This window comes from Plantactinospora soyae (assembly GCF_014874095.1).
GTDB classification, from domain to species: domain Bacteria; phylum Actinomycetota; class Actinomycetes; order Mycobacteriales; family Micromonosporaceae; genus Plantactinospora; species Plantactinospora soyae.
The window spans coordinates 7,373,034-7,399,124 of sequence record NZ_JADBEB010000001.1 but is presented as its reverse complement, the minus strand read 5'-3'; the positions used below and the strand labels follow the sequence as shown (position 1 = coordinate 7,399,124).

At 68.3% G+C, this 26,091-nt stretch carries 26 protein-coding genes and 1 pseudogene; 13 read left to right on the top strand and 14 right to left on the bottom strand.

What is annotated here, in order from left to right:
* Positions 1–53: 53 nt before the first annotated feature.
* The gene (locus tag H4W31_RS32535; RefSeq protein ID WP_192772564.1) at positions 54–272 is read right to left on the bottom strand and encodes a response regulator transcription factor; all 219 of its coding nucleotides are present in this window, start codon (positions 270–272) and stop codon (positions 54–56) included.
* Positions 273–292: 20 nt separating this feature from the next.
* Between H4W31_RS32535 and H4W31_RS32530 the strand changes: the two genes are divergently transcribed.
* Positions 293–1,039 (top strand): hypothetical protein, encoded by a 747-nt coding sequence (locus tag H4W31_RS32530; protein WP_192770116.1) that lies wholly within the window; start codon positions 293–295, stop codon positions 1,037–1,039.
* Between the two features lie 184 nt (positions 1,040–1,223).
* Here H4W31_RS32530 and H4W31_RS32525 read toward each other — a convergent pair whose 3' ends face one another.
* Positions 1,224–2,171, bottom strand: a complete 948-nt coding sequence (locus H4W31_RS32525; RefSeq protein ID WP_192770115.1) for a C45 family autoproteolytic acyltransferase/hydolase — start codon at positions 2,169–2,171, stop codon at positions 1,224–1,226.
* A 313-nt stretch (positions 2,172–2,484) separates the two neighbouring features.
* Positions 2,485–2,922, bottom strand: a pseudogene (locus H4W31_RS32520) (transposase); the annotation flags it as partial.
* A gap of 344 nt (positions 2,923–3,266) precedes the next feature.
* On the opposite strand from H4W31_RS32520, the gene H4W31_RS32515 reads away from it, so the two are divergent.
* Entirely contained in the window at positions 3,267–3,761 is a 495-nt protein-coding gene (locus H4W31_RS32515; RefSeq protein ID WP_192770114.1) for a nuclear transport factor 2 family protein, read from the top strand.
* A 284-nt stretch (positions 3,762–4,045) separates the two neighbouring features.
* On the opposite strand, the gene H4W31_RS32510 is transcribed toward H4W31_RS32515, so the two are convergent.
* Positions 4,046–4,987, bottom strand: a complete 942-nt coding sequence (locus H4W31_RS32510; protein WP_192770113.1) for a DUF1731 domain-containing protein — start codon at positions 4,985–4,987, stop codon at positions 4,046–4,048.
* A gap of 569 nt (positions 4,988–5,556) precedes the next feature.
* On the opposite strand from H4W31_RS32510, the gene H4W31_RS32505 reads away from it, so the two are divergent.
* The gene (locus H4W31_RS32505; protein WP_192770112.1) at positions 5,557–6,285 is read left to right on the top strand and encodes a hypothetical protein; all 729 of its coding nucleotides are present in this window, start codon (positions 5,557–5,559) and stop codon (positions 6,283–6,285) included.
* A 12-nt stretch (positions 6,286–6,297) separates the two neighbouring features.
* On the opposite strand, the gene H4W31_RS32500 is transcribed toward H4W31_RS32505, so the two are convergent.
* The 3 genes from H4W31_RS32500 to H4W31_RS32490 form a co-directional block, all read right to left on the bottom strand.
* Entirely contained in the window at positions 6,298–7,530 is a 1,233-nt protein-coding gene (locus H4W31_RS32500; RefSeq protein WP_192770111.1) for an MFS transporter, read from the bottom strand.
* A gap of 47 nt (positions 7,531–7,577) precedes the next feature.
* Positions 7,578–8,522 carry an EamA family transporter gene (locus H4W31_RS32495; protein WP_192770110.1) on the bottom strand — a complete coding sequence of 315 codons (945 nt, stop codon included), beginning with the start codon at positions 8,520–8,522 and terminating at the stop codon, positions 7,578–7,580.
* A 75-nt stretch (positions 8,523–8,597) separates the two neighbouring features.
* Complete coding sequence (locus H4W31_RS32490) at positions 8,598–9,242, bottom strand: mycothiol-dependent nitroreductase Rv2466c family protein (protein ID WP_192770109.1); 645 nt, start codon at positions 9,240–9,242, stop codon at positions 8,598–8,600.
* Between the two features lie 204 nt (positions 9,243–9,446).
* On the opposite strand from H4W31_RS32490, the gene H4W31_RS32485 reads away from it, so the two are divergent.
* Positions 9,447–10,340 carry a LysR family transcriptional regulator gene (locus tag H4W31_RS32485; protein ID WP_192770108.1) on the top strand — a complete coding sequence of 298 codons (894 nt, stop codon included), beginning with the start codon at positions 9,447–9,449 and terminating at the stop codon, positions 10,338–10,340.
* Positions 10,341–10,433: 93 nt separating this feature from the next.
* On the opposite strand, the gene H4W31_RS32480 is transcribed toward H4W31_RS32485, so the two are convergent.
* Together H4W31_RS32480 and H4W31_RS32475 are read right to left on the bottom strand one after the other, a co-directional pair.
* Positions 10,434–12,923 carry an excinuclease ABC subunit UvrA gene (locus H4W31_RS32480; RefSeq protein ID WP_192772563.1) on the bottom strand — a complete coding sequence of 830 codons (2,490 nt, stop codon included), beginning with the start codon at positions 12,921–12,923 and terminating at the stop codon, positions 10,434–10,436.
* A gap of 197 nt (positions 12,924–13,120) precedes the next feature.
* Positions 13,121–13,651 carry a pyridoxamine 5'-phosphate oxidase family protein gene (locus H4W31_RS32475; RefSeq protein WP_192770107.1) on the bottom strand — a complete coding sequence of 177 codons (531 nt, stop codon included), beginning with the start codon at positions 13,649–13,651 and terminating at the stop codon, positions 13,121–13,123.
* A gap of 397 nt (positions 13,652–14,048) precedes the next feature.
* Between H4W31_RS32475 and H4W31_RS32470 the strand changes: the two genes are divergently transcribed.
* The gene (locus tag H4W31_RS32470) at positions 14,049–14,543 is read left to right on the top strand and encodes a DUF4265 domain-containing protein (protein WP_192770106.1); all 495 of its coding nucleotides are present in this window, start codon (positions 14,049–14,051) and stop codon (positions 14,541–14,543) included.
* Positions 14,544–14,743: 200 nt separating this feature from the next.
* The gene (locus H4W31_RS32465; RefSeq protein WP_318783532.1) at positions 14,744–15,763 is read left to right on the top strand and encodes a serine/threonine-protein kinase; all 1,020 of its coding nucleotides are present in this window, start codon (positions 14,744–14,746) and stop codon (positions 15,761–15,763) included.
* A 103-nt stretch (positions 15,764–15,866) separates the two neighbouring features.
* Here the strand turns inward: H4W31_RS32465 and H4W31_RS44510 are convergent, their stop codons facing one another.
* Entirely contained in the window at positions 15,867–16,220 is a 354-nt protein-coding gene (locus tag H4W31_RS44510) for a VOC family protein (RefSeq protein ID WP_192770104.1), read from the bottom strand.
* Between the two features lie 421 nt (positions 16,221–16,641).
* Here H4W31_RS44510 and H4W31_RS32455 point away from each other — a divergent pair, with 421 nt between their 5' ends.
* From H4W31_RS32455 to H4W31_RS32445, 3 genes are read left to right on the top strand one after another with little or no spacing between them, the layout of a single operon-like run.
* The gene (locus tag H4W31_RS32455) at positions 16,642–18,120 is read left to right on the top strand and encodes an APC family permease (RefSeq protein WP_318783531.1); all 1,479 of its coding nucleotides are present in this window, start codon (positions 16,642–16,644) and stop codon (positions 18,118–18,120) included.
* 15 nt (positions 18,121–18,135) lie between these two features.
* Complete coding sequence (locus tag H4W31_RS32450; RefSeq protein ID WP_192770103.1) at positions 18,136–18,414, top strand: hypothetical protein; 279 nt, start codon at positions 18,136–18,138, stop codon at positions 18,412–18,414.
* Between the two features lie 17 nt (positions 18,415–18,431).
* The gene (locus H4W31_RS32445; RefSeq protein ID WP_192770102.1) at positions 18,432–18,680 is read left to right on the top strand and encodes a zinc ribbon domain-containing protein; all 249 of its coding nucleotides are present in this window, start codon (positions 18,432–18,434) and stop codon (positions 18,678–18,680) included.
* Positions 18,681–18,770: 90 nt separating this feature from the next.
* Here H4W31_RS32445 and H4W31_RS32440 read toward each other — a convergent pair whose 3' ends face one another.
* Positions 18,771–19,358, bottom strand: a complete 588-nt coding sequence (locus H4W31_RS32440) for an isochorismatase family protein (RefSeq protein WP_192770101.1) — start codon at positions 19,356–19,358, stop codon at positions 18,771–18,773.
* Between the two features lie 119 nt (positions 19,359–19,477).
* Positions 19,478–20,746 (bottom strand): MFS transporter, encoded by a 1,269-nt coding sequence (locus tag H4W31_RS32435; protein ID WP_192770100.1) that lies wholly within the window; start codon positions 20,744–20,746, stop codon positions 19,478–19,480.
* Positions 20,747–20,875: 129 nt separating this feature from the next.
* On the opposite strand from H4W31_RS32435, the gene H4W31_RS32430 reads away from it, so the two are divergent.
* A complete protein-coding gene (locus H4W31_RS32430) occupies positions 20,876–21,808 on the top strand; it encodes a LysR family transcriptional regulator (protein ID WP_192770099.1) in 933 nt (310 codons plus the stop codon).
* Here H4W31_RS32430 and H4W31_RS32425 read toward each other — a convergent pair.
* Positions 21,796–22,788, bottom strand: coding sequence for an NADP-dependent oxidoreductase (locus tag H4W31_RS32425; RefSeq protein WP_192770098.1), 993 nt, complete (start codon positions 22,786–22,788; stop codon positions 21,796–21,798). The genes H4W31_RS32430 and H4W31_RS32425 overlap by 13 nt on opposite strands.
* A 56-nt stretch (positions 22,789–22,844) precedes the next feature.
* Here H4W31_RS32425 and H4W31_RS32420 point away from each other — a divergent pair, with 56 nt between their 5' ends.
* From H4W31_RS32420 to H4W31_RS32415, 3 genes are all read left to right on the top strand, one after another.
* Complete coding sequence (locus tag H4W31_RS32420) at positions 22,845–23,807, top strand: ArsR/SmtB family transcription factor (RefSeq protein ID WP_192770097.1); 963 nt, start codon at positions 22,845–22,847, stop codon at positions 23,805–23,807.
* Positions 23,808–24,028: 221 nt separating this feature from the next.
* Positions 24,029–24,475 carry an alcohol dehydrogenase catalytic domain-containing protein gene (locus H4W31_RS43305; RefSeq protein WP_225945783.1) on the top strand — a complete coding sequence of 149 codons (447 nt, stop codon included), beginning with the start codon at positions 24,029–24,031 and terminating at the stop codon, positions 24,473–24,475.
* On the top strand, positions 24,402–25,205 hold the full coding sequence (locus H4W31_RS32415; RefSeq protein ID WP_225945782.1) for an MDR/zinc-dependent alcohol dehydrogenase-like family protein: 804 nt from the start codon (positions 24,402–24,404) through the stop codon (positions 25,203–25,205). The genes H4W31_RS43305 and H4W31_RS32415 overlap by 74 nt, the downstream gene beginning before the upstream one ends.
* Positions 25,206–25,462: 257 nt before the next feature.
* On the opposite strand, the gene H4W31_RS32410 is transcribed toward H4W31_RS32415, so the two are convergent.
* Positions 25,463–25,945 carry a calcium-binding protein gene (locus H4W31_RS32410; protein WP_192770096.1) on the bottom strand — a complete coding sequence of 161 codons (483 nt, stop codon included), beginning with the start codon at positions 25,943–25,945 and terminating at the stop codon, positions 25,463–25,465.
* Between the last annotated feature and the right edge of the window lie 146 nt (positions 25,946–26,091).

Below are 26,091 nucleotides of genomic sequence, written 5' to 3'. Positions count from 1 at the left end.
CTGTACCCGGGAATGATCAGCCTGTTCACTTGACTGGGGTTGCCGATCCGCAGTTAGCGCTGCTCGCCCGGTGCTCCTGGCCTCCGCGTCCGGGTGCGTGTTTGCCACGCCCAGTGAGCGATACCGACGCGGTTTCGCACCTTCAGCTTGCGCTGGATGCTGGTGAGGTGGGTCTTGACGGTTCCGGTGGTGATGTGCAGTTCGGCGCCGATTTCGGGGTTGGTCAGGCCGTCAGCGACCAGGGAGACGATTTCCGTCTCGCGGCCGGACAGCGCCGGTTCCGGCTTGCGGGGTGCTCACCATCACCGCGTACCTGATGACGCTGGCAGTACCCGCCGCGATCGTCGCCGCGCTGACCACCCGCCTGTTCAGGCTCGCGAGGCCCCACAACGGCAGCGCCGCGGGCGCCACCGGGATAGCCTTCGGCGCCCTGCTGTTGTGGTTGAGTTACATCGCACGCGACGCTGAACCAACTGGATACCGGCCGCTGGTCGTGTTCGGATCCTTGGCGGCCGGCGCCTGTTGGGCCGCGGTGCTGGTACGCCTCCTGCGGCACCATCGCGGCCACTGCCAATCCTGCGGACGGCCGGGCGCTCCATGGACGACACCGGCCTCCGCAGCCTCCTGGGGTCGCATCCTGACCTGGTCTGCCGCTCTCTGCCCACTGCCGTACGTCGTGACCCGGCTGAGCTGGCTAACGCCCTGGCCTATCGGTGAAAGCGCCGAGACCCTCGCCGAACACCCCGGTCTCCGCATCTTCGGACTGGCCCTCGCGGCCGCCGGCGAGGGCGGTACCTGGCTGACCCTCGGACTGATCCGGCCCCGTGGCGAGGTCTTCCCACGCTCGCTGCCCTTGCTCGGCGGCCGGCCAGTACCCGTCTACGCTGCGGTCATACCCGGACTGATCGTCGCCCTCATGATGTGCATCGCCGGACACTCGCTGATACAACGATCCTTCGGTGCCGGCACCGACCTCTCGGATCATCTCCTGATCCTGCTGATGAGCAATTGTCAAGACCTGTGGTTGGTGACTATGTAGCGAGAGACGCCTTGTCGGGGCGTATTGGGGGAGGCGCGCGTCCGACAGGTGGAGCGATGCCGAGCCCCTGCCGGTTCATCGTGTGGCCGTGGCGGGGCGGGCCGAGGGAGGGCCTGTCAGCGGTGGGTGACATCACGTTCTTGCAGGATCTTCATGCAGGGTGAGCAGGGGTCCGGAAAGCCTCTCAGCTGGTCCGGCCCAAGGTCACGGTGCGGGATCCGGGTGTGAAGTCGCCGAAGGACTGTTGCCAGGACTCACCGGGCCAGTAGTACGTCACACGGCCGTCGACGGGCCGGTAGTGGGCTGTGTAGAGCGTTCTTAACCCCTGCTCGTCGACGGATTGGTATAGCGGCGGCTTCAGCATCGCCGCCACGTCGTCCACACCCGCGGCGCGAATGGCGCGCAGCCGCTCCTGCGTCCGCAGGGCACGCTCCTGCTCGTCGGTCACCGGCAGGTGCTGGTGGTTGGCGGCGCAGGCATCCGGCGCCACCGTCGGTGACATATCCGGCCCCACGAACACCGTCACCGCCTTGGTGGGATCGACAAGGGTGAGGTTCTGGGGGACGGCGACCGGAAGGGACCGCAGCCTGCCGACCGCCTCATCGACGGTGTCGCACGTCTCCAGCAGGTAGCGCACCACGACGAAAATGGCGAAGCCCCGTCCGTAGGCGGAACGTCCGCCCCAGGTGAGCGAGACCGCGAGACCGGCGTCGTTCATCCCGTCCAGCAAGCCCCACAGCATGTCCTGCATCCCGATCACGGGGCGCAGGAAGCAGGAGTAGACGATGGTCCCCTCGCACTGATCGGGCCGTAGGTCATAGTTGCGCAGCAGAGTGCCGTTCTGGCCGATCTGGGTGCAGGACTGGGTGAACAGCCGCAGTGCCGCGTGGGTGAGGAAGGCTTCCGCCCCGGGCCGGTCGAGTTGGCCGGCCAGGCGGTCCAGAACCGGGACCAGTTCCGGCATGTGCGTACGGAACAGCGCCCGAACACGGTTCGCGCCCTGCGGAGTCCGGCCCTCCTCGGTCAGCAGGCCCTCCATCTCCTGCCACAGGGTCCGGGCGTAGGCGGCCCACCGCCCGTCGCCGCCGTCGCCGACCTCGATCGCCTGGAAGATCTTGTGCTCTTGCCGCACGGCTGCCACTCCCCCTGTGAGAATCGGTCGAGGTGAGGGCAACCTAGCCAATTGCGGGGTGAATCACCAGGTGGCCGCCATCGGCGACGGCCAGGCGCTGGATCTGGTTGAAGCCGCTGAATGCGAGCGTGGCCGATACCAAGCCGGCGACAATGTCCCGCGTTGGAGGAGCCGGGAGTCAAGTAGACGAGCGGCGGGAGCAATTGTCAATCGGTGTCGTTCGGTGACGTGTGATCAGGCTGCGACGGTCTCGTCGCGCTCGACCAAGAAGCCGTTCTCGAATTTGGCCCCGGAGCGGACCAGGGCGACAAGGTGGGTTGGTGGTGCGCAGATGCACCCAGTGTTCGGCGGGGAAGTCGTAGAACGCGAGCAGCTCGTCGAGGTCGTCGGTGACCTTCGCGACGGCCTTGACGAACTTGGCGCCGTAGGCCAGCTTGAACGCCGCCACGGCACGGCGGGCGTGGTCGCGGTCCTCAACGTTCCAGATCTCGGCCAGGGCCTTCTTCGCGCCCGGGTGGGCGGACTTCGGCAGCGCCGACAACACGTTACCGATCTTGTGGAACCAGCAGCGCTGCTCCCGGGTGGTGGGGAACACCTCCCGCAACGCCGTCCAGAACCCCAGCGCGCCGTCACCGGCGGCCAGGACCGGGGCGCGCATCCCGCGGCGGGCACAGTCACGCAGCAGGTCCGCCCACGACCCGGTCGACTCCCGGTAGCCGTCGATCAGGGCGATGAGTTCCTTCGTGCCGTCAACATTAGGGACGCCTGGTCTACGGCCAACGTCCGCTTCTGCCCCGCCGTCCGCGCGCGCCGCGACTGTCAGGGCCCGTGACTGGTGTCGCGCGCTGGCCGATGTCGGGATCTGTCGAAACGAGGGTATCGCCTACAGCCTGGGACATCAGCGGGGTGCATCCGGCCCACTCGGAGTCAGAGCATCGTAGGGACGCGGAACCGCTCCAGCACGGCCGACGTAGCATCATCCATGGTGGAGTTTGGGTTCCCGCCAACCGTGGTAGTCCGACAGCGGTCATGACGTGACAGCGGTCGTGTAATACCAGAGCCCCTCCGAAAACCACAGCACAGATGGGAGTATCCGTGGATCAGCCGTATGACGCCGTCGCCGCATGGCGGGCCGCCGGCGAGGCCCGTGACGCCGCCGGTGCGGTCGCCGCCCTCAGCCCTGATGTCACTCTGGTCTCGCCGATCACCGAGCAGTTCACCTTCCAAGGCCACCGGCAAGTACGCACCTTGCTCGAAGTGGCGCTGGCCGCGATCGATGAGATCACCTACACCGACCAGGTCGCCGAGGGCCGTACCGTGGCGCTCTTCTACGAGGCGCAGATCGGCACGACGCGTCTCTACGAAGCCCAGCGGCTGCGCCTGGACGCCGATGGCCTGATCAGCGACATCACCCTCTACGTCCGACCCCTGCCGGCGCTCACTCTGCTGATGACTCGCCTCGGGCCCGACTTGGCCCGACGTAACGGACAGCCGGGCCTGGCCCGGCTGATCCCGCTCGCCAGCGGCGCGATGCACTCGATGGCCGCCACCGGTGAACAGAGAATCATGCCGAGAATGGCACCCCGGTAGCAGCTCCTTCTGTCGGCAATCGCCGCCAATGACCACCCCACCGTCCGTACGGCACCAGCCCTGCCACTTCACCGTCCGCCGCGGATTGATATCCGTACGACGCATGGTTCTCGGCAATTCAGGATGCCGGGCACCCGGGGCGATGCCGAACCGCCGAGCGTGACGGTTCGTACTCTGCCTGCGCGCAGGCACGGTGGCAGATCAGTGAGCCATCTACCTCATCCGCGAGGACGGCACTCAGTCACGAAATGGGTCGCTTCACTCTGTACCATGGCGCGAAGCCCTTAGCCTCGGCGATGCCGCACCACCAGATCCGCGGCCGCGGTCCGCCACTCCGGAAAGTCGAAGGCGAAGCCCGCATCAGCGAGCCGTCCCGGGGCGACTCGTCGGCTCTTCAACAGCAGTTCGGTGTCCGACTGGATGGCGAACGCGCCGATCTCGGCCATCCATCTGGTGGCCGGCAGGCCGACCGGCATTCCCCAGGCCGAACGTAATTCCCGCGCGAATTCTCGCTGTGGCAACGGGCCGGGTGCGGCCAGGTTCACGGGCCCGGTGAGGGTGTCGCGCTCGATGAGGAACTGGATGGCGCGGGTGAAGTCCCGGTCGTGGATCCATGAGACGTACTGCCCACCGCCCGCGACCGGTCCGCCGAGTCCGAGCCGCGCCAACCAGCTCAACACGTCGAACACGCCACCGCGGTCGGGGCTCATCACCATGGCCGAGCGCAGCGCGATCTTACGGGTATCGGGAGTCGCTGCCTGTTCCTGCGCAGCCTCCCAGTTACGTGCGATGTTTACGCTGTAGGCCCAGTACCCGGGCACTCCGCGCTCGTCGCCGCCGATCAGTCCGCCGTACTCGTCGTTGGCAGCGTCAAAGCGGTGCGCATAAATCGTTGCGGTGCTCATCTGCATCCACAATCTGGGTGGCCGGGCCGCCCCGGCGATGGCCTCGCCGACCACCCGCGCCGACTCCACCCGTGAGCTCATCATGGCTTCGAGGTTCTCCGCGGTGTACCGACAGCTCACACTGCGCCCCGCCAGATTGATGACCACATCGCTGCCGTTTATCTGGTTCTCCCACGGGCCAAGCATGGAGCCGTCCCAGTAAACCTGACGCGCACTCTTCGGCGAGCGCGTCAACAGCACGACATCGTGACCCTGTGTGGTCAAAGCCCGATCCAGAATCGCGCCAACCTGCCCAGTTCCGCCGGGAATGACGACCTTCACGAGCCCACCCCGCCCAACGAACCATCTTGAACATGTTCAACCACGCCGTGGATCGTATGGCCGGAGGGTCGAACGGGCAAGAGTTACGCGGCATGCAGATCGGCCAGGTCAGTGCGCCTCGAGCCGGCTACTTCCGGGGATCGTGGGATGGCGCCGGGGAGCAGTCGGCAGCGACCGATGATGCGAGGGTGAACCCCAGGTAGTGCCGGTCGCGAAGCGCCAGCCAGCGACGCTCGTCCGGGTCGGACCTGGCGGTCCGGATCCGCCGGAGGTGCGGCAGATGTAGGGGTAGGCCGACCAGCAGCCGGCGCCCACGCTGGCCGTCCGCGCGGTCACCTTTTGGTGCCCGCGATGCCGACCATCGAGTCACTGACCGCATTCAACGTACGGTCATCGCGTTTTCCTCATTTCTTCAGAACGTCACGAACGCGCTCGGCGGGGCCGGGGGTCCAGGTGCTCGGGGGTTGGCGAGTCGCCGGTCCTTTCCGACCTGGCTCAAGCCGAACCAGGGGGCGTCAGGGCCGCCCTGGCTACGGCATACTTCGCCCGTGAGCAAGAGGAGACGGCGAATGGCGTTCGGTGCGGCGGTGCTGCTGGTTCTGGCGCTGGTGGGCGGCGGGCTGTGGCGGTATTTCGACCACCCGGAGAGCCCGATCCACGAGAGCGCCGTGGACGACGCAGCGAAGAAGGTCGACGGCGTTCTGGACCGGTTCGAGTACGACCACCTCTTCAAGGCTGACGATTATGCGCACTCCGCCGGTCAGCACCCAGACGTCAAGGTTCTCGCGGTCACCGGCGAGACGCACTGGGAGACCGGCGTGACCTTGGTGCTGCAGGTGACGGGTCACGGCGTGGAGATCGGCGCGGACGGCTCGGTGATCGACGAACGCGACGAGCCGGTCTGCTTCCGCATTCAGCTCGGCCCGGACGATGACGGCCGCGATGACGACATCGATTGCCCGGCGGGCAAATCCGTTCCTGTCACCAAGGACCCGTCGCTCACCGGGGTCGACGCCCGCCTGAAGAGCGCGCTGGAGGCCGCAGGTCCGGACGAACCCGCCGTTCGCGCGGCGATCATCGCCTTGAAGCTCGACCCGGCCATCCGTCAGGACGTGGCCGCGAAGGACGGCAGGGTCGGCGTGGCATTGCGGGCCGCGCAGTACGACTGCATCCTGGCCCGCGTGACCTCGACGGGTGCGGAGATCTGGAGGCCGTCGCACACCCAACTGGCCCCGGGCGAGTTGCCCTGCGCCGCGGGGATCGCCCTGAGCAGTACCTTCGGCAAGTACCCACACTAGAAGTTCAGCCGGTCAGCTTGCACTGCGGCTGTACCCGGTGGTGGCCAACTCGTTGTCGGGGATCGCCGTTGTGGTTTTCCGGCTCGTGGTGATGGTGACGAGCAGCGCGGCGCCTGTCAGGGCGACACCGAACCAGACTGCGCTGTCGACTCCGAGATTGTCGGCGAACCATCCGCCGAACAGTGCGCCCAGCGCGATGGATGTGTTGTAGCCCATGGTGTTGATGGACATGGCTGCCTCGAATTTACCGGGTGCGGCGCCGAGCATCAGGTTGATCTGGCACAGGTTGGCGGCGCCGAAGGACACTCCCCAGAGTGCTACGGCGAGGATCAGCCCGGACCGTGTGTGTCCAGTTGTGAGTAGCAGCAGCATCGCAGTTACGAGTCCGGTGCAGGCGATGATGAAGCTGACTCGGGGGTTCTTGGTCACGGTGTGGCTGGCGATGAAGTTGCCGGCCGCGCCGCCGACGCCGTAGATGACGAGCAACGTGCCGGTGAAGGCGGCGGAGGCCGCCGCGTGTTCCTCCGCGAAGGGGCGGATGAAGGTGTACGCGGCGAAGTGGCCCAGCACGTACAGCGTTACGGCGACCATCACCAGGCGTAGTTGTGGGTGTTGGAGGGGGAGTCGGAAGACGTCCCGGACGGGGATGGCGTTCTCCGAGGGTAGTGAGGGGATGACCATGGTGACGGCGAGGAACACCAGTGTGCTGAGGCCGGCCCAGATGAGGAAGGTGGTGCGCCAGTTGGTGAGGCTTTCTAGGAACGTGCCGAGCGGGATGCCCAGCACCGCGGCGATCGAGATGCCGGACAGCGCGACCGCTGATGCTCGGGGGGCGAGGCGGCCGGGTACGAGGCGTATCGCCATGCTCACGCCGATGGCCCAGAAGACGCCGTTGGCGAATCCCATGACGAGCCGGGTCGTGAGGATCAGTGCGAAGTTCGGCGAGACGGCGGTGAAAAGGTTACCCAGGGCGAGGATCGCCAGGAGTGCGGACAGCAGGATGCGCCGGTTGATGTGCCTGGTCCAGGCGACGATGAACGGCACGCCGAGGCCGGCGGAGATGCCGTACAGGGTGACCATCAGTCCGGCGACGCCCGTGGACACATCCAGGTTCGCGCTCACCGGCGTGAGTAGGCCGACGGGCATCAGTTCGGTGGTGACGAAGGTGAACAGGCTGGCGGTGATGACGGCGACACCCAGCCATGACCTCAGGGTCGAATACGGGTGTGGATCTGTTGTGACCATGTCTTCCTCTTTGTCGGAGCGGCGAGCGGTCGGCGATGGCGTGCGTGTCATCGGCGGTTTCCGCTGACGGCCGGCGGCGCCGCCGGTCCGGGTACCGCGGGGTTGTCGTTGTCCGGGGGATCGTCGGGACGTTGTCGTGGCCGTGGTTGCGCGAGCAGCACGGCGACGATGATCGCGATGACGCCGACCATCTGGACGATCGAGAACGTCTGGCGCAGGAAGAGGTATCCGAGGAGGGTCGCGACGATCGGGCTGCCCAGGGCGAGGAAGGAGACTGCCAGTGCGGGCAAACTTGCGATTCCGCGGAACCACAGTGCGTAGCTGAGGACGGCGCCGAGGGAGGTGAGGTAGGCGAACCCGATGAGGTTGGACCCGGTGAGTGTGGCCGGCAGACCTTCGAAGATCAGCGTGAACGGCAGGGTCACGAGTCCACCGGCGATCAGTTGCCATCCGGTGAAAGGCAGCAGTCCTACCCGGTCCGGGCGTCCCCACCGTTTGGTCAGCGTGATGCCGACGGCCATACAGGCCGCTGCGGCGAGCGCCGCGACCACGCCCACGGTGTCCAGGGCCGCCGTCCCCCTGAACATCAGCATCGCGACACCAGCCGTGCCCAGGAGACAGGCGACCACGTGTGTGCCCCGAACTCTGTCGCCGATGAGCAGCGCCGCCAGGATCAGGACGATCATCGGCTGTACGGCCATGATCATCGCTGCGATGCCGCCGGGCAGGCGGTAGGCCGCGACGAACAGCAGGAAGTTGAACGCGCCGATGTTGAGCGTGCCGAGCACCAACGACCGCCACCACCACGTCCCGGTCGGCAGCAGGCGGGTGAGAGCCAGCAGGATCAGGCCCCCGGGAAGCGCCCGAACGGTGGTGGCCAGCAGCGGCCGATCAGGTGGCAACCATTCGGTCGTCACCAGATATGTGCTTCCCCAGATCGCCGGCGCCAGCGCTGTGACACCTGCGATGAGGAGTCGATGGTCGCTCTTCACGCCGTACCGCCTTCCTTTTCGAGATCGCGGGCGCCGACATCAGGCGCCACACAGCGGTTGACGTTCGATCTGCTGCTAGTCGAAAAGGGCATCGCGGTCGCGAGTCCGCTTGAGCTCGAAGAACCCGTCGGTGCTGGCCAGGGCGAGGACGCCATCCCAGAGTCGGCCGGCGGCCTCGCCGCGCGGTGCGGGAGACAACACCGGACCGAAGAACGCGATAAGTTCGCCGCCGGGCCCGGGAACGTGGATGACGGGAGTGCCGACCTCGGAGCCGACCGGGTCCATGCCGGCGTGGTGACTTTCCCGCAGCGCCTTGTCACAGTCGGTCGTCTGCGCGACGTCGGCGAGTTCGGCCGGCAGGTCGACGTCGGCGAGCGAGGCGAGGATCATGTCCTGGCCCAGGCCGGCCTTCTGATGGTGAATCCGGGTGGCCATCGCGATGTAGAGCGATCGCAGGGCCTCGGGACCGTGCTGCTGCTCGGCGGCGATACAGACACGTACCGGTCCCCAGCCTTCGACCATCGCCGTGCGGTACTTCTCCGGGACCTCGCGGCCTTCGTTGAGCACCGAGAGGCTCATCACGTGGAAACGCGTCTCGACGGATCTGACCTGTTCGACCTCGAACAGCCAACGGGAGGTGACCCATGCCCAGGGGCAGCGGGGGTCGATCCAGGCGTCAGCGACGGTCTGCGCCGGTCGCCCGGGTGCAGTGACGTTCATGGTGAGGTCGTCCTTCCGAGTGAGAGGTGCGCCGTCGGCTGCACGCGGTCATCGACGGCGAGGTCCCGCGAACGGTGGTTCGACGCGGGGTTCGGGCCGGGCGACGGTTGTGCCGCGCCGGTCCTGCTCGTAGCTTCACCCGGAATGGATCAATGAGTCCAACACATGTTTGTCACCTCATCGATCGTGAACAAAGATGGATCAATGGAGCTTCAGCAGATGCGCTACGTCATCGCGGTCGCCGAGACGAACAGCTTCACCCGGGCCGCCGAGCGCTGCCTGGTGGTGCAGTCCGCGCTCAGCCACCAGATCGCGCGCCTGGAACGGGAACTGGGCGCGAAGCTCTTCGAACGCACCAGCCGGCGTGTCCGGCTGACCCCGGCCGGCGCCGCCTTCCTACCCGCCGCCCGCCAGTGCCTGGGAGCCGCGGAGCGCGCCGCCGCCGAGGTCGCCGCAGCCGTCGGCGAGGTGCGCGGACGGCTCATGGTCGGCCTGATCCCCACCGTCGCCGCGGTCGACCTCCCCGGCATCCTGCGGGACTACCGCCAGCGGTACCCGTCCGTACGCATCAATCTCCGCGTGGGCGCGAGCGAGGAACTCGTCGAGCAGGTCAAGCAGGGCGTCATCGAGGCGGCCTTCCTCGGCCTGCCCACCACCGTGCGCCCTGAAGGCGTCCACGCCCGCGAACTCGCCCGCGACCGGCTCGTCGCCGTGGTAGCCCCGGACCATCCCCTCGCCACGGAGTCGGCGGTCAGCCTGCGACGGCTCTCCCGCGAGGTGTTCGTGGACCTACCGGCCAAGACCGCCGGGCGTACCCAGTCCGATCAGGCTTTCGAAGCCGCCGGTCTCAGCCGCGACGTCGCCTTCGAGGTGACCACCGCCTACCTCATCTCCCGACTGGTCGAACAGGGGCTCGCCGTGGCCATGCTCCCGTCCGCCTACGCGCCACAGCTCACCGGCGTGACCACCATCCAGGTCACGGACGCCCCAGCCCGCGTCGAATACGTCATCTGGAGCCGGTCCGGCAGCACGCCCGCGGCGAACGCCTTCCTCGCCCTCCTCGACATCCACGCCAATGACGCTGGAAGCCACGGCTGACACTCGCTGGCCACCGCGTGGGGCGTCTCGATCGCCCAAGGTAGCGCTGTCCCCGTCGATGAACATTGTCGGATCGAGGGAGGACACGATGCCTCAGGTCATCCTCGGCGTGGACCCCTCCAGGAGCGGCAGGCCCGCCGCGTACCGCCGGAAGAAGTTGGCGGTCGGGGTGTCCGCTGTTGCGACGGTGTCCGGGGTGCCCTCCGCGACCACCGCACCCCCGTCCGGACCGGCCCCCGGCCCCAGGTCGATCACCCAGTCCGCAGACGCGGCGACGGGGATGTCATGTTCGGCCACAACGACGGTGTTGCCCGAGTCGAGCAACACGTCGAGCGCGTCCATCACACGCTGGATGTCAGACGGGTGCAGGCCCGAGACGGGCTCGTCGAGAACGACGAGGCCGGCCTTGCGGCTCGCGGCACCGCGCTGGATCGCGGACGCGAGCTTCAGCCGCTGCGCCTCGCCGCCGGACAACTCTGTGGCGCTCTGGCCGAGTTGGAGATAGCCAAGTCCGACCTGATTCAAGGCTCCCAGGGTCTCCACGAGCTGCCGGGGTTGGGAGAACTGCTCCACGGCCTCGGCGACGGTCAGCTCCAGCACCTGATCGATGGCCAACCCCTGATACCTGATCTCCAAAGCCTCCGGCTTGTAGCGCCGACCCTCGCACGCGTCGCAGACCACCCACACATCCGGCAGAAAGTGCATGTCGACCAGCTTGCGGCCATAGCCGGTGCAGGTTTCGCAGCGGCCGCCACCTGCGGTGTTGAAGCTGAACCAGGAGGCGTTGACTCCACGCCCTTGCGCTGCGTCGGTCTCGGCGAACAGCTTGCGGACAATGTCGAACGCTTTGCTGTACGTGGCCGGATTGGATCGCGGCGTCCGCCCGAGCGGTTCCTGATCGACGACGGCGACCCAGCTGAACCGCTCGAGGCCGGTCACCTTCCGCACCGTGTCGGTCGTCGTCCCGTTCAGCGCTGCCTCTACGCTCGCCCCGAGCGCGCCGAGTAGGCTGCTCTTGCCGCTGCCGCTCACCCCGGTCAGGCAGGTGAGCCGACCGGCGGGGAAACGCACCAGGTCCGCGGTCACATTGTGTGCACGCAGGCCGTGCAGCTCCACCCAGCCGGTGTCATCCCCGGCCGGGCGGCGGATCCGGTGCAACCGCGGCCCCTCACCGGCCAGATAGCGCCCGGTCAGCGACTTCGGGTGGGCGGCCACGTCTGCGGGAGGCCCCGACACCAGGATCTCACCGCCGAGGCGGCCCGCGCCGGGGCCCAGATCGATCACCCAGTCGGCCCGGGCGATCAGCTCGGGGTCGTGCTCGACGAGGAGCACGGTGTTGCCAGCCTCGCGCAGCTCCAGGGCGATGTCGAGCAGGTGCGCCTTGTCCGCCGGATGCAGCCCGGTCCCGGGCTCGTCCAGGACGAAGATGATGCCGCTCAGCTCGGTGCTGAGCTGCGCGGCGAGCCGGGTCCGCTGCAACTCACCCCCGGACAGCGTCGCCGCGCTCCGGGACAGCTGGAGATGGGCAAGGCCGAGCCGGTCAAGGATTCCGAGCCTGCGGCCCAGGTCCTGCAACAGTGGCTCACCCACCTCGCGCTGCCGGGCAGCCAGGTCGTCCGCCACCCGCTTCGCCCAGCTACGCACCTCCCGTACCTCCACCTCGAGCAGGTCGGGGTACGTCAGCCCGCCAAGCCGTACGGACCGGGCCACCTTGTCGTACCCGCTGCCGCCGCAGGTGCCGCAGGGCTGCTTGCGCATGTACGGCAGGTAGCGCTGCTTGGCGCTGGACGTCTGGGCGTTGACGAACACCCGCTCCACCTCGGCGAGCGCGCCCCGCAGCGGCTGACTCGAGGTGTAGGTCAACAGGGCCGTCTCATTCTTGTTCGTCATGTCGACGGTCGCCTCGACCTTCTCATCACCCGTGCCGTACAGCACGCAGTGACGGAACTCCTCAGGCAGCGACTGCCACGACCGGCCGAGGTCCACGCCCCGCCGCTCGGCAAGCGCCGGTACGAACGCGTGCTCGCCCGACCGCCACTTCGCGTACCAGGGCGAGGCCCCCTCGAACAGCGGAAGCTCCGGGTGGGTGATGACCAGGTCCTCCTGCGCCTGCCAACGCCCGCCCACCCCGTGGCAGTCCGCACAGCTCCCTTCCGGCGTATTGCGGTCGAAGTGAGCGGTCGTCAGATGCCCGTCCCCACTTCCCGCCGCCGGGTCTGCGCCGATCCCCGGAAGGCGCGAGTACAGCAGCCCCAGGTGCCCGTCGATTCCGGTGATCGTCGCGACCGTGGACCGAGGGTTGCGGTTCAGGCGGCGCTGGTCGACCGCGAGCGTCGCGCCGAGCCCGAGGATGCGGTCGACCTTCGGCCGATTGCGCTGGGTGATGTACTGCCGTACGAACGGCGAAAGCCCCTCCAGATACCGGAGCTGGGCTTCGTTGTGCAGGGTGTCGATGGCCAGCGAGGTCTTACCACTGCCACTCACACCGGTGAAGACGACGAGCTGCCCCTTGGGGATGCTCACGGACACGTCCCGCAGATTGTTGGTCCGAGCCCCCACCACGTCGATGGTCTCGCGCCCCATACTCGCGACGTCCCGTACGAATGCAGTCAACCTTCGTCCACCCTCTCGCAACGCAGCAGGGCATCGGCGGAGAGGCCCTCCACCCATGCCGAACAAACGGATCTCGCCGCTGCGCGCCAGGGCATCCTCGATGGCGCTGAGCGGCGGCTTCGCCAGATCTCTCACGTGGCCGGTCCCGATCCGGCCCGTGCTGCGGATCAGGACTGGGACGTCGCCATGAGCTTTGCGATGTCGGGGGCGTAAGCGGTCATCCAGTGCGGATGCAGCCGGTAGTAGACCACGTCGTTGTCCCAGTCGAAGAGGTCGTCGCCGTAGAAGTCCTTGAAGTACGCGAGCAGGTCCGGCCAGTCCGCGGCCGGCTCGCCGTCCTGGGGGTTGAGGGTCTCCACCCTGCCGTGCGTGAACACGCCCAGGTCCTCACCGCGCATGTGCGCGGCGCTGACAGCGGGCCGCGCCGCGAGGTGGCGCGCCTTGGCCGCGCCGCGCGCCGTGCCGAAATACCACTTGCCGTGCAGGAAATGTCCGTCCACACCGCTGATCCGCGGCTCGCCCTTCGCCGTCACGGTGGACAGGGCGAGGGTGCACATGCCGGTGAGGACCTGGATGAGCTGCTCCGCGGTCAGTGTGCTTTCAATGCTGATGATCGAGCGGAGGTGCGGGGTGGAGCGGGAGAGGGAGGCGTCAAGGAGCGTCTGAAGCTCTTTGAGCTCTGCTGGAGTTTCGCGCATGGAGGTCCTTATCTGTCCGTAGTGCCCGGTCCACGCCCACATCCACCGTCGACGCCGACCGGTGAAACCATGATCGACCTAAAACCTGACACCATGCGTCATATTTCTTTATCCGTCTTTACGGATGTCACGCGGCCAGCCCGACCGGACTGACAACGCTCGTACGAGGTCCTGCTGGCCAAACGACCCGCGTCGGCACCGGTGACCGGAGACGCTGACGACGGCTCGGCGGAGCGGGCATTGCAACCCGTCGAAGAACAATAGGATCGTGCCGAAGGCTCCGCCCAAGGGATACACCGGCACGTGGCCGCCGCCCTGGTGGCCCAAGTCGATGATCCAGGAGTGGTACCTCGCGTACGCGGGATGAGCCACAAACGCGGATGAGACGGAGTGCTCGGTGACCGAACCCACCTACGTGGTGCACGCCGAGTCGGCCGGGTGGCCGGCACCCCTGCGTAAGGCGTATGTCGGCGTTGCGCACAAGCTGCCCGGCCACGTCGAGGAGCTGTGGCTCTCCGACCTCGGCGAGGGGCTGGCACGGATCGTCTGCGTGCCGTTCTGGACCGACGGCCTGGCCCGCCACGACGTGGTGGCGCTCGACCCGGCCGGCGGGCCGATCCGGGTGCACGAACGTTCCGGTCACCGGGTGCTCCGCGCCCTGTTCAAGCCGACGGCGCCGACCGGACTCACCGAGGCGCTGGTGGCGGTCGCGGAGTTCGACGGCATACCGCATGAGCACTGGGGAGACCGGTTCACCGTTTTCGACATCGCGCCCGGCGCGGACCCGCAGGACCTGGTCGGCTCCCTCGACAAGCTCGAGGCCGAAGGGCACCTGATCTGGGAGTGGGGCGATCAGCAACACGGCAGCGCGACACGGGGAGAAGCAACATGAGGAACCCCGGGGCGGACGCCGACGTCGGGGTGCTGACCGGCCGTTATGTCGAAGATCGCGGTTTGTGTCGGGCGGACTGGGGGTAGCGCTGTTGCCGGCCGTCGTCGATCCGGACTGCGGCGGGGGAGAGGTGTCGGGGGCGCGGAATGCCGGTGTTGGACGGGCGGTACCGCCTCGATCAGCGGATCGGGGCAGGGGGCATGTCGGAGGTCTGGCACGGCCACGACGAGGTGCTCGACCGGCCGGTCGCGGTCAAGCTCATCACCCTGCCGCACGCCGATCCGGTGGCCGCTCGGGCGATCGTGGACCAGGCCCGGACGGAGGCCCGCGCCGCGGCCCGGCTGGCTCATCCCAACATCGCCAGCGTGCACGACTTCGGCCTGGCGCCCCTGCCCGATGGTCAGCCCGCGCCGTACATCGTGATGGAGCTCGTGGAGGGTGAGACGCTGGCCGTGCACCTGCGGTCCGGGGCGCTGGACTGGCGGATCGCGGTCCGGGTCTGTGCGGAGGTGGGCGCCGCGTTGGCCGCGGCCCACCTGGGCGGGATCGTGCACCGGGACGTCAAGCCGGCCAACATCGTGCTCACCCCGACCGGGGTGAAGGTCCTCGATTTCGGCATCGCGGCACTGATCGGCGAGCGTGATCCGGTGGCCGGGGGCGAGGTGGTGGGCACGCCCGCGTTCGTCGCCCCGGAGCGGCTCAACGGGCTCGGCGCCAGCCCGGCCACCGACGTGTACGCCGTCGGCGTGGTGCTCTATCTCAGCCTGGTCGGGCGGTTGCCGTGGCCGGTACGCACGGAACCGGAGCGGCCGTTGTCACACGTCCACTGGCCACCGGATCCGCTGCCGCCGGTCGCCGGCCTGCCCGCCGACGTGGCCGAGCTGTGCCTGCGGTGCCTGAGCGCCGATCCGGTCGACCGGCCGACGAGTGTCGCGATGGCGCTGCTGCTGGCCGAGGCGGTGGAGGCGCAGGTGTACGTCCCGGTCGGCGTCCTGCCGTCACCCTCCCGTCCGCCTGTCCCGGCGCCCCGGCAGCCAACGCCGGCCGATGATCCGGCGCTGGACGAGATGACCCAGATGGCGGCCGTAGAGCCGTTCTCGCCGCCGCTACACAACGGCGGACGCGGTCCGGCCGGCGATGCGCCGGATCCCGCGTGGCCCGTGGCGGCTCCGGCACAGTCCGGTACGCAGGCCGCGCGCCCGGGGCGGCACCGTGCCTGACGCCTGTGGATGCCGAAACTCGGACATCGCCAGTGAGCTGGGCATTCCTTGAGAACGCACGGCACCTTCGAGGACCGCCCGATCCGCGCGCCGCGCCGCTGGTTCAGCCCCGATGGTGCGCGATGTTGATCACGTTGCCGTCCGGTGCCCGGACGAAGAACCGGCGCACACCCCATGGCTCCGTGGTCAGCGGATGCACGATCTCGTAGCCCAGCTTCTGCGCATCCTCATATGCGCCCTCCACGTCATCCACCTGAACGGAAATGGCCGGATCCTCGGGTGCGGTCGCGTCGCGTGTCACGAGCTGGAGATTCGCCCCACTGTCCGGGGCGGTGTAGCGGGCCACCCATCCAAGGTTGAACTCCTCGGTACCCAGTCCGAGGTAGTCGGTGTAGAAGCTTCTCGCTGCCTCGACGTCAGCCACTCGAAGGTCGGCGATAACGCGTATGACGCGCACGTGGTCCTCCTGCTCGTGATCGGATGTACATGATTGTCGCAAGGAACGACTGGAAAGTACTGTTTGGCTCGCGTTGATCCCGACTGCGGCCAACCCTCTGAACCGCCGCCGAAGCGGCCCGTTGCGCCCGCTCGGCGAAGGCACTGCGAGGCGCCGCCGCCAGACTCGAGTCCGCCTCGTCGACGGCGCCCACGGCGACCGACCCGCCGCTCTGCCGGACCAGATCCGCGACGGCGTCGGCGATCCACGGTTGATCGGCCTCAGGATTGGCGCCCAGCACGATGTGCATGCCGGTCTCCGACAACGGGCCGGCGTACGGCAGTGGTCGTGCCCTGCTGACGGCGCCTGCGTTGAGACTGCACCGCACCGTGCGCCCGAACAGACCGTTCTCGTAGCGCGCCTGCACGGTGGATCGAATACGGTGGGTGTGCTCTGGACATCGATGATGTTTACCACGCTTCGCGCCGGGTCATCACCTCGGAGGCGAACGCCGAGGGGAGGGCCTGTGGCGGACGCAGGGGCACCTGAGGGAACCATCGAGCGCGGCGAGCCGACTCTCAAGCGGGTGATAGGCCCCGGCCTGCTACTGCTGTTCGTGGTCGGAGACATTCTCGGCACCGGCGTCTACGCGCTCACCGGCAAGGTCGCCGCCGAAGTGGGCGGAGCGGTGTGGCTACCGTTCCTACTCGCGTTCCTGGTGGCGATGCTGACCGCCTTCAGCTATCTGGAACTGGTGACGAAGTATCCGCGGGCGGCGGGTGCGGCGCTGTACGTACACAAGGCTTTCGGAATTCACTTTCTGACCTTCATGGTTACCTTCGCGGTGATGTGTTCGGGCCTCACCTCAGCGTCCAGTGCGTCGAAGGCGTTCGCCAGCAACTTCGCCGAGGCCTTCGACCTATCGATCGGCGAGGGCCTCGGGCTCACCGCGGTGGCGGTTGCCTTCATGACGCTCATCGCTCTGGTCAATTTCCGGGGCGTGTCCGAGAGTGTGAAGCTGAATGTGGTGCTGACCTGCGTTGAGCTGACCGGTTTGCTCATCGTCATCTTCATCGGGGCCTGGGCGCTGGGCGGCGGCGACGGTGACATGTCCCGTCTACTGGAGTTCGACTCGCCGCCGGGCGAAACTGCGTTCTTCTCGGTCACCGCGGCCACCGCGCTGGCGTTCTTCGCGATGGTCGGCTTCGAGGACTCGGTGAACATGGCCGAGGAGACCAAGGAGCCGGTCCGAATCTTTCCGAAGGTCATGCTGGTCGGGCTCTGCATCACCGGACTGGTCTACGTACTGGTGTCGATCTCGTCGGTGGCCCTGGTCTCCCCCCAGGACCTCAGCGAGGGCGACGCGCCGCTGCTGAAGGTCGTCGCGGTTGGAGCGCCGGCATTTCCCATCACCGTCTTCGCCTTCATCACCATGTTCGCTGTGGCGAACTCTGCCCTGATCAACATGCTGATGGCCAGCCGGTTGCTGTACGGGATGGCCCACGAGCGCGTGCTGCCACGAATCCTCGGACGGGTTCACCCCACCAGGCGCACACCCTGGGTCGGCATCGTCTTCACCACCCTGATCGCTTTCGGGCTGATCTGGTTCGCCGACCTGACGGCGCTGGGCGGCACGACGTCGTTGCTCCTGCTCAGTGTCTTCACTGTCGTAAACATCGCCGTACTGGTACTGCGCCGCGACCCCGTGGACCACACCCACTTCCGTGCACCCACCGCCATCCCCGTGATCGGTGCGATCGCGTGCGCGTACCTTGCGAGCCCGCTGTCCGGCCGGGCGAGCGACGACTACCGGGTGGCCACCGTGCTGCTCGTCATCGGGGTGGTCCTCTGGGCCGCCACCTATGTGACCAACCGGTTCATCCTGCACCAGGACACCACCCCCGGCCCCAAGGCACAGTAAAGATCCTCTGCGCGATTGGCTGAACTTTCACCCCGCCCGGCCGGCCCGTCGTACGTGCTGGGACGGACCGCCGTCCGGCTGGTCCGGCCGCCCTCGGCGAGCGGCACGTGGTGCGCGGCGCCGTCGCCTCGGCCGAGGGGGCGCAAGGCGCTCGTGCACAGCATCCTGTACGGCCCGGACGGCATCGAGCTGGCTCGGGCCCGAGCCACCTGGATCGCCGTCCGGGGCTGGGACGGCTGGCATCGGGGTATCACGGTGGAGGAGTCCGGCGAATTCCCTCCGGACGCGACCTAGGCGAACAGGGGTACCGCATGTTTCTGATCTTCGGTCTGCGCACCAAGTCGGAGCGACTGGGGCTGGTCCCGATGGCCTGCCGGGTCTGCGGGCAGTCCGGCAGCATGCTGCTGGTGCGCGAGATCACCCGGTTCAGCCTCTTCTTCGTACCGCTGTTCCGGGTCCGGACGAAGCACAGGCTCTACTGCACCAACCCGCTCTGCGGCGCGGGTACGGACATCGGAGCGGGCGAGGCACGCCGGCTTCTTGCCGGAGCGCCGCGCTGACCGGCTGCGCGGCGGCCCTGCCCCCGTGCCAACGCTCGTCCTACCGAATTCCAGCTGTTCGACTGTACGGCTTCCCGGTCGTTGGTCAGGTCAGGAGGCGCGGGTCTCGGTGAGCAGGTCAACGATCTCGGTGGTGGAGCCGGTCTGGCCGAGAAGAGGGAAGATCCGTTGAATGCTGTTGCGGTGGGCCTCCAGGTCCAGGTCGGCCATGGCGTCCGTCGCGAGTGTGACGTGGTAGCCGTGTTCGTAGGCGGCCCGGGCGGTTGACTCCACGCCGATGCTGGTGGTGAGCCCGGCCAGCACGATCTGTGTGACACCGCGGCGGCGCAGTTGCAGGTCGAGATCGGTGCCGTGGAAGGCACCCCAGGTGCGCTTGGTCACTGTGATGTCGTCGGGGTGGCCGGCGAGGTCGTCGACGATGACATCCCAGTCTTCCGGCAAGGAGCCGGGCCGGGTCGGGATCTCGTTGCGGCCCGGTACGGCATCCGATCCGTCCGCGCGGGCCGTCAACCGGACGAGGACGACCGGGGCGCTGTGTTCGTGGAAGGCGCGGGCCAACTCGACCGCCCGAGCCACCACCTGCGGGCCGGTGTAGGGGACCAGGGGAGCGCCGACGATGGCATTCTGCAGGTCGATGATGACCAGCGCGCTGGATGGGTCAACTGCGGTGACAGTCATGAAGTGTGCCTTTCTGCATCGGTGGCCCGGCCGCGATGTCCCACGTGTGGCTCGGGTTGGTACGTGCTGTTGTCGCGTGGCTTGCGTCTGTCAGCTGTTGGCGGCCCCCTCACTCGGCTTCACGGAGACCGCTGCCTGCGGTTGGGCACGGGCTGTTGCCAGCTCACGTCCGGTGGAACTCCGGGATCCGGACGGCGGGGTAGCAGCAGCGGGCTGGCGAGGATCAGCATTCCCGCGACCGCGATCGCCGTGCGTGGGCTGGTGGCGTTGGCGAGCAGTCCGCCGAGTGCGCTGAGGATGGCGATGGCCGCGCTGCTGCTGATTGACCAGGCGGACAGGGTACGGGCGATGCGGTCGCCGGGTATGTGTTCCAGGCGATAGGTGGCGAGCACCGGGTTGTACAGGCTCATGCTGATGATGATCGCGAGTTCGACCGCGATCACCGTCGCGAGGCCGGTGGCGCCGGGCTGGACGAACGCGAGGCCGATCAGCCAGATCGCCCGCAGTGTGCCGACGGTACGAAGGATCCGGTGTTGGCCGTACCGGGCCACGACACGAGGAGCCAGGCGTGAACCGATGAGTCCGCCGACGCAGGGGGCGGCGAAGGCGAGGCCGTACTGCCAGGGTGGGAATCCGAGCTCGCGAAGCAGGAGTACGGCCAGCAGCGGCTCGGTGGCCATGATCAGTCCGCTGACGAGCAGTTGGTTGAGGTAGAGCGCCCGCAGGCCGCGGTGGGTCAGGAGGTGCCGCCAGCCGTCGAGCAGCTCACCGGCCCGGACCCGGCGCTTGCCGGCTCGCGGCGGGTCTTCTTCTCGGCCTCGAATGGCCGTGATCCCCAGCGCGGAGAACAGGTAGCTGAGCGCGTCGGCCACGATGGTGACGACCGGCCCGAACAGGCCGACCGCAGCGCCGCCCAGCGGCGGGCCGACCGCGATGGAACTCCACGTCGTCGACTCGAACCTCGCGTTGGCCACGAGCAGGTCGTCCGGCCGGACGAGGGCCTTGAGGTAGGCGCCGCTGGCCGCGTTGAAGGCGATTTTGGCGGTGGCGACCACGGCCGAGACGACCAGCAACTGGACGAAACTGAGCCGGCCGAGGGCGTACGCGATGGGGATTGTCAGCATGACCGCGAACCGGGCCAGGTCCATCGCGATCATCACCGGCCGCTTGCGGTGGAATTCCACCCACGGTCCGAGCGGCAACGCGATCAGTGCGCCCACTGCCGGCCCGACCGCGGACAACACGGACACCTGAGCGGGGCTGGCATCCAGCACCAGCACGGCGATCAGCGGCAACGCGCCGAACCCGAACCCGGAGCCATAGGCGCTGACCGCGTACGCCGCCCACAGCCATCCGAACTGCCGACCCAGCGATCGTCTCGTCGCCAAGTTCCACACCTCCCGCTTCGATCAACTCGCTGTTGACCGCTGTGATCAAAGCAAGGCCTGGGATAGCGGATCAAACAACCGAACCGGCGGCGAGCCACAACCGATCGTTGTGTGAGTAGGATCTGGTCTGTGGATCTCGACGCCGTGCGTACCTTCGTCGCCGCCGCCGATGCCGGCCAGTTCCAGGACGCCTCGGCCGCGCTGTCGATCACCCAGCAGGCCGTGTCCAAGCGCATCGCCGCACTGGAGAAGGATCTGCAGGTACGGCTGTTCACCCGTACGGCTCGCGGCGCCCGACTCACGATCGACGGCCAGGCCTTCCTGCCCCACGCCCGGGAACTGCTCCGGGTGGAAGCGCGCGCCGACGCTTCCGTGCGCCCCGGACGGCGCGCCCTCCGCATTGACGTCCACAGTCGACGGACTGCTCCCGCCGTACTGCTGCAGGACTTCCACCGTACGTATCCGCAGATCGAGCTGGATGTCGTCACCCTCGACGCCGACGTCCATGCCGCGACCGCCGCCGTCGAGGCGGGGACGATCGACGCCACCTTCCACGCCGTCCCCGTCCCCGCGCGCCAACTGCCAGCCGCGATCAGAACCGCCCGGGTGATCGACGAGCACCATGAGGTCCTCGTCGGGCCACGCCATCCGCTCGCCAACGCCCGCGCCGTCACGCCCGCACAACTCGCCGAACACCGCATCTGGATGCCCGGGATGGCCGCCGGTACCGAATGGGCCGCCTACTACGACGAACTCGCCACCGCGTTCGGCCTCACCATCGACCTCGTCGGGCCGGTCTTCGGGAACGAGGCACTGTTGGCCGAGATCGCCGACTCCGCGGAACTGGCGACGCTGGCCGGCGAACGCACCCGATACCTGTGGCCGGACAGCTACGACCTGCGGCGCATACCGGTACGCGACCCGGCACCGATCTACCCGATGTCACTGATCTGGCGCGACGACAACCGGCATCCCGCGCTCAGCAGACTGCGTGACTATCTCGGCTCCAATCGGATGGACACCCCCGACGAGAAGGTGTGGCTGCCGGCCTATCCGGTCTGATGGACTCGGAGCAGCATCTTTCCGGTGTTTGCGCCTGCGAGCATGCTCAGGAAGGCGTCGACCACGTTCTCGAAGCCGACCACGATCGTCTCGTCGACCAGGAATCGGCCGGTGCGCAGATGTGGGATCAGGAACTCCTCCAGTTCGGGCTGGAGGTGCCGGTAGTTCCGGACCAGGAAGCCCTCCAGACGCAGGCTCTTGTCGACGATCTCGAAGAGGTTGTAGGGCGCGGCCGGGGGTTCGGCCGCAATGTCGTACTGGGCGACCGCGCCGCACCAGGCGATCCGGCCGTGTGGTCGGAGCGCGCCGATCGCCGCCGCCAAATGCTCGCCGCCCACGTTGTCGAAATAGACGTCTATCCCGGCCGGGGCCGCGGCGGCCAACTGGCCAGACAGATCGCCGTCGCGGTAGTTGAACGCCGCGTCGAAGCCAAGATCGTCGATGAGGTGCCGGACCTTACCGGCGGAGCCGGCACTGCCGACCACCCGGGTCGCGCCGAGCAACCGGGCGATCTGTCCGGCCGCGCTGCCCACCCCGCCGGCGGCGGCAGAGATGAAGACCGAGTCCCCGGGCTGGACTCGGGCGATCTCCTTGAGGCCGACGTACGCGCTCAACCCGGTGCCACCGAGCACGCTCAGGAATGCGCTGGCCGCAACACCCTCCAGCCGCGGCAACACCCGTGCCGCCGGCATCGACACCACCGCGTGGGTCCGCCAGCCCTGGACGTGGAAGACCAGGTCGCCGACCGCCAGGCCCGGGTCATTGGACTCCAGCACCTGGCCGATGGCCCGGCCGCCGAACGGAATGTGCAACTCCTGGAAGTCCATCAACTCCCGCATGTACGGATCCACCGAGAGATAGAGGTTCTCGACCAGGGCCTCGCCGGGGCCGGGGACCGGCATGGGCTCCTCGACGATGGTGAACTGTTCGGCGGTGGCCCGCCCGGCCGGCCGGGCGACCTGGTGCACAACTAGTGACATGTCGAACACCCTCCCCGAGCAGATTTCCCGACGGCACAGATTTAGCATCAAGCTAAATGATCAGTTATCAGCTTGGTGTCGACGACCTGGCGGACATGCGGTTCGGCTACTCGCCGCTGCTGGAGGCCACCACCAGCCTGTGGGCACTGCGCTGGCCCGAGCGGCACGTACTGCACCTGCCCTGGATCCGGCGGCACCGGGACCTGCTGGCCACCGATTCCCCACTGGCCGCCCTGGTCGGGCCCGAGCGCGGCTGGCTGCCCGACTTCATCGCGCCCCGCCCGACCACCCCGTTGCCGGACATCGCCGACGAACTGCACCGGGTTCGGGCCACCGAGCCGACCAAGGCCCTGGCGGACCTGCGGTCCGTGTACGGCCAGCACCCGCTGCCCGAGGTCCTCGCCCGGCGTCCCGCCGCCCTGCCCGACGCCGTCGCCGACGCACTGACTGATTACTGGCGGGTCGCGATCGAGCCGTACTGGCCCCGGATGCGGGCCGTGCTGGAGGCCGACATGCTGCATCGGGGCCAGTTGCTGGCCCGGGAGGGCGCCGCAACCCTGCTGCTCAGCCTCGACCGGCGGGCCCATTTCTCCGGTGGCGTGCTGCGGCTGTATGCCGGTGCAAGCCTGGAATATGACGTGCCGGTGGCGAAGCGGGGCCTCCTGCTGATCCCGACCCTGTTCGCCCCACAGACCATCAGTCCGGTCGGCCCAGACGAGCCCCCGGTCGTCGCCTACCCCGCGCGAGGGATCGGCACGCTCTGGGAGTCCGTGAGCCCGGCCGGGCCGGGCGCTCTCGTGGATCTGATCGGCCGTCCCCGGGCCCGGCTGCTGGCCGCGCTGGACGGCCCCGCCTCGACCACCGATCTGGCCCGGCGGTTAAGGGTCACGCCGAGCGCGGTCTCCCAGCACCTGGCGGTGCTGCGCGCCACCGGGTTGGTGAGCAGGGCCCGAGCCGGCCGGGTGGTGCTGTACGCCCGGACCGAGCTGGCTGACCGACTTATCGATAAAAGTCATTGACCCGGTACGGCGCCGGACCAGATCGGCGACGGTGTCCGATTTCTCGAGCGTGGTGCACCAGGGCCGCGCGTATGAGAAAAATGTCTGGCCGTCAGCGGGGAGTTATCCGGCCACTGTTGGGGATCCTCCTGCCCTGGTCGCCGGCAACAGGGGCAGTCAGCCATACCGGGCCGGGCGGTCGGGGAGCGCTGGCTGGGTACGAGCGAAGAGGTACGGGACGGATGAGAGCGGTGGTCTACGAGGACGTCCGGACTGTTGGGGTGCGGGAGGTGCCCGACGCGAGGTTGGAGGTGGATACCGACGCAGTGGTACGGATCACCGCCAGCGCTCTGTGCGGCAGCGACCTGCACATGTACGACGGGCGGACCGGTGCGAACCCCGGCCTGGTGCTCGGGCACGAACCCCTGGGCGTGATCGAGCAGGTGGGTGGTGCCGTGCAGACCGTCCGGCCGGGCATGCGGGTCGTGATCCCCACCCACCTGTTCTGCGGCACCTGCGCGATGTGCGCCCGGGGACTCTCCGCGGCCTGCCTGCGGGCGCGGGTCGACGGGACCGGCGCCGCGTACGGCTACGCCGGGATGGGGCCGTACCGGGGTGCCCTGGCCGACCTGCTCCGCGTGCCGTGGGCCGACGCGAACTGCCTGCCCCTGCCCGGTCCAGCCCGGTGACGAGTACGAGGATGACTTCGTCCTGCTCGCCGATGCCTTCGTCACCGGATGGCACGCCGCCGCCACCCTCGCCGGGGTGGAGCCCGGCGACACGGTGGCCGTGTTCGGCGCCGGCGCCATCGGTTTGCTCAGCGCGTACTCGGCTCGGATCCGGGGCGCCCGGGTCGTGTACTGCGTGGACGCCGTGGACGCCCGGCTGGACAAGGCCGGGGAGCTCGACGCGGTCCCCATCGACTTCCGCCGCGGCGACCCGGTCGAACAGATCCGTCAAGATCGGGCTCGGACGGGTCTGCCCCTCGGCGAGGAGAAACTGGGCGGGGTGGACAAGGTGATCGACGCGGTCGGGTTCCAGGCCCGCGATCGCGAGCACCCCGACCAGGAACATCCCGGCCAGGTGATCGCCGATGCGGCCCGGCTGGTCAACCCGACCGGCGCGATCGCCGTTGCCGGTGTCTACCCGGACAAGGACCTGCACCCACGACCCGGTGCGACCGCCCACGAAGACCTCGTCGCACCATGGGGAGCTCTCTTCAGCAAAGGCGTCACAGTCCGGTTCGGCCGTACCCACGACCGCCGCTACACCCGGCTGCTGCGCGACCTGGTGGTGTCCGGCCGGGCCAGACCCGGCGTCATCGTCACCCACCACAGCACACTCGCGGACGCACCCGACCTGTACCGCCGCTTCGACCGACGCGAAGACGGCGTGATCAAGGCCGTGCTCCACCCGTGAGATGACCCGGATCCCCGGCCTCGGAACTGTCTCGCGGTCAGCCGCCCACCCGTGGCCGGCGATGGGCCGAAGGCGCAGGTCTTCCAGCTCCGCTCGAACCACAGCGCGTCACGACGCAAACCGGATGTGAGACAAAGGCGTTGGCGAGACAGCCCCGTAGCGACGGGCAGGTCGGTGGGGTGATTCCGACGGCGGCGACTCGGTGGCTCCGCCTGCCTTCTGCCACCTGCTGCAGTGGGTCGCCTCGTCAGGGCTGGTTAATTTCTCTCGCAGTTGAGCGCCAGATCGAAGAGCCTGCACAGGTCGGTGCCGGGGCCGCCGTCAGCGAAGTCATCGCCGGTGCCGGCCATCAGGGTGTCGTTGCCGGGTCCGCCGTACAGGATGTCGTCGCCGGCCGAGCCGCCGAGTGTGTCGTCGCCGGCCTCGCCGTAGACGGTGTCGTTTCCGAAGCTGGGATTGATGTCGTCGTTGCCGCCGCCCGAGCAGATCAGGTCGTTGCCCTCCTTGGCCCAGATCACGTCGTCGCCGTCGAAGGTCACGATGACGTCCGATCCCAGGGTGCCGTTGGTGGTGTTGCCGATACTGTCAGCGATGATGGTGGCGGGTACGCCATCGCAGAACACCGGCGCCACGGCGGCCTGCGCAGGGGCGGTGCCGAGCAGGGTGAGGGCGACGGCGATGCCGATGCTGGTCGCGGCGCCCAGCAGGCGGCGGGGGGCCGAGGCGTTGGTCCGGTGCATGCTCTCTCCTTGGGCGTTTGGCAAGGTGGGGCCGGCCTTACGGCCTGGACGGCGTCCGGACGCCCGGACGCCGCGCGCTCACCGCCAGAGCATCGCAGGTCGCACCGCTGTGGACGGCGGCAATTCTGCCGTCGAGGCAGGAGACT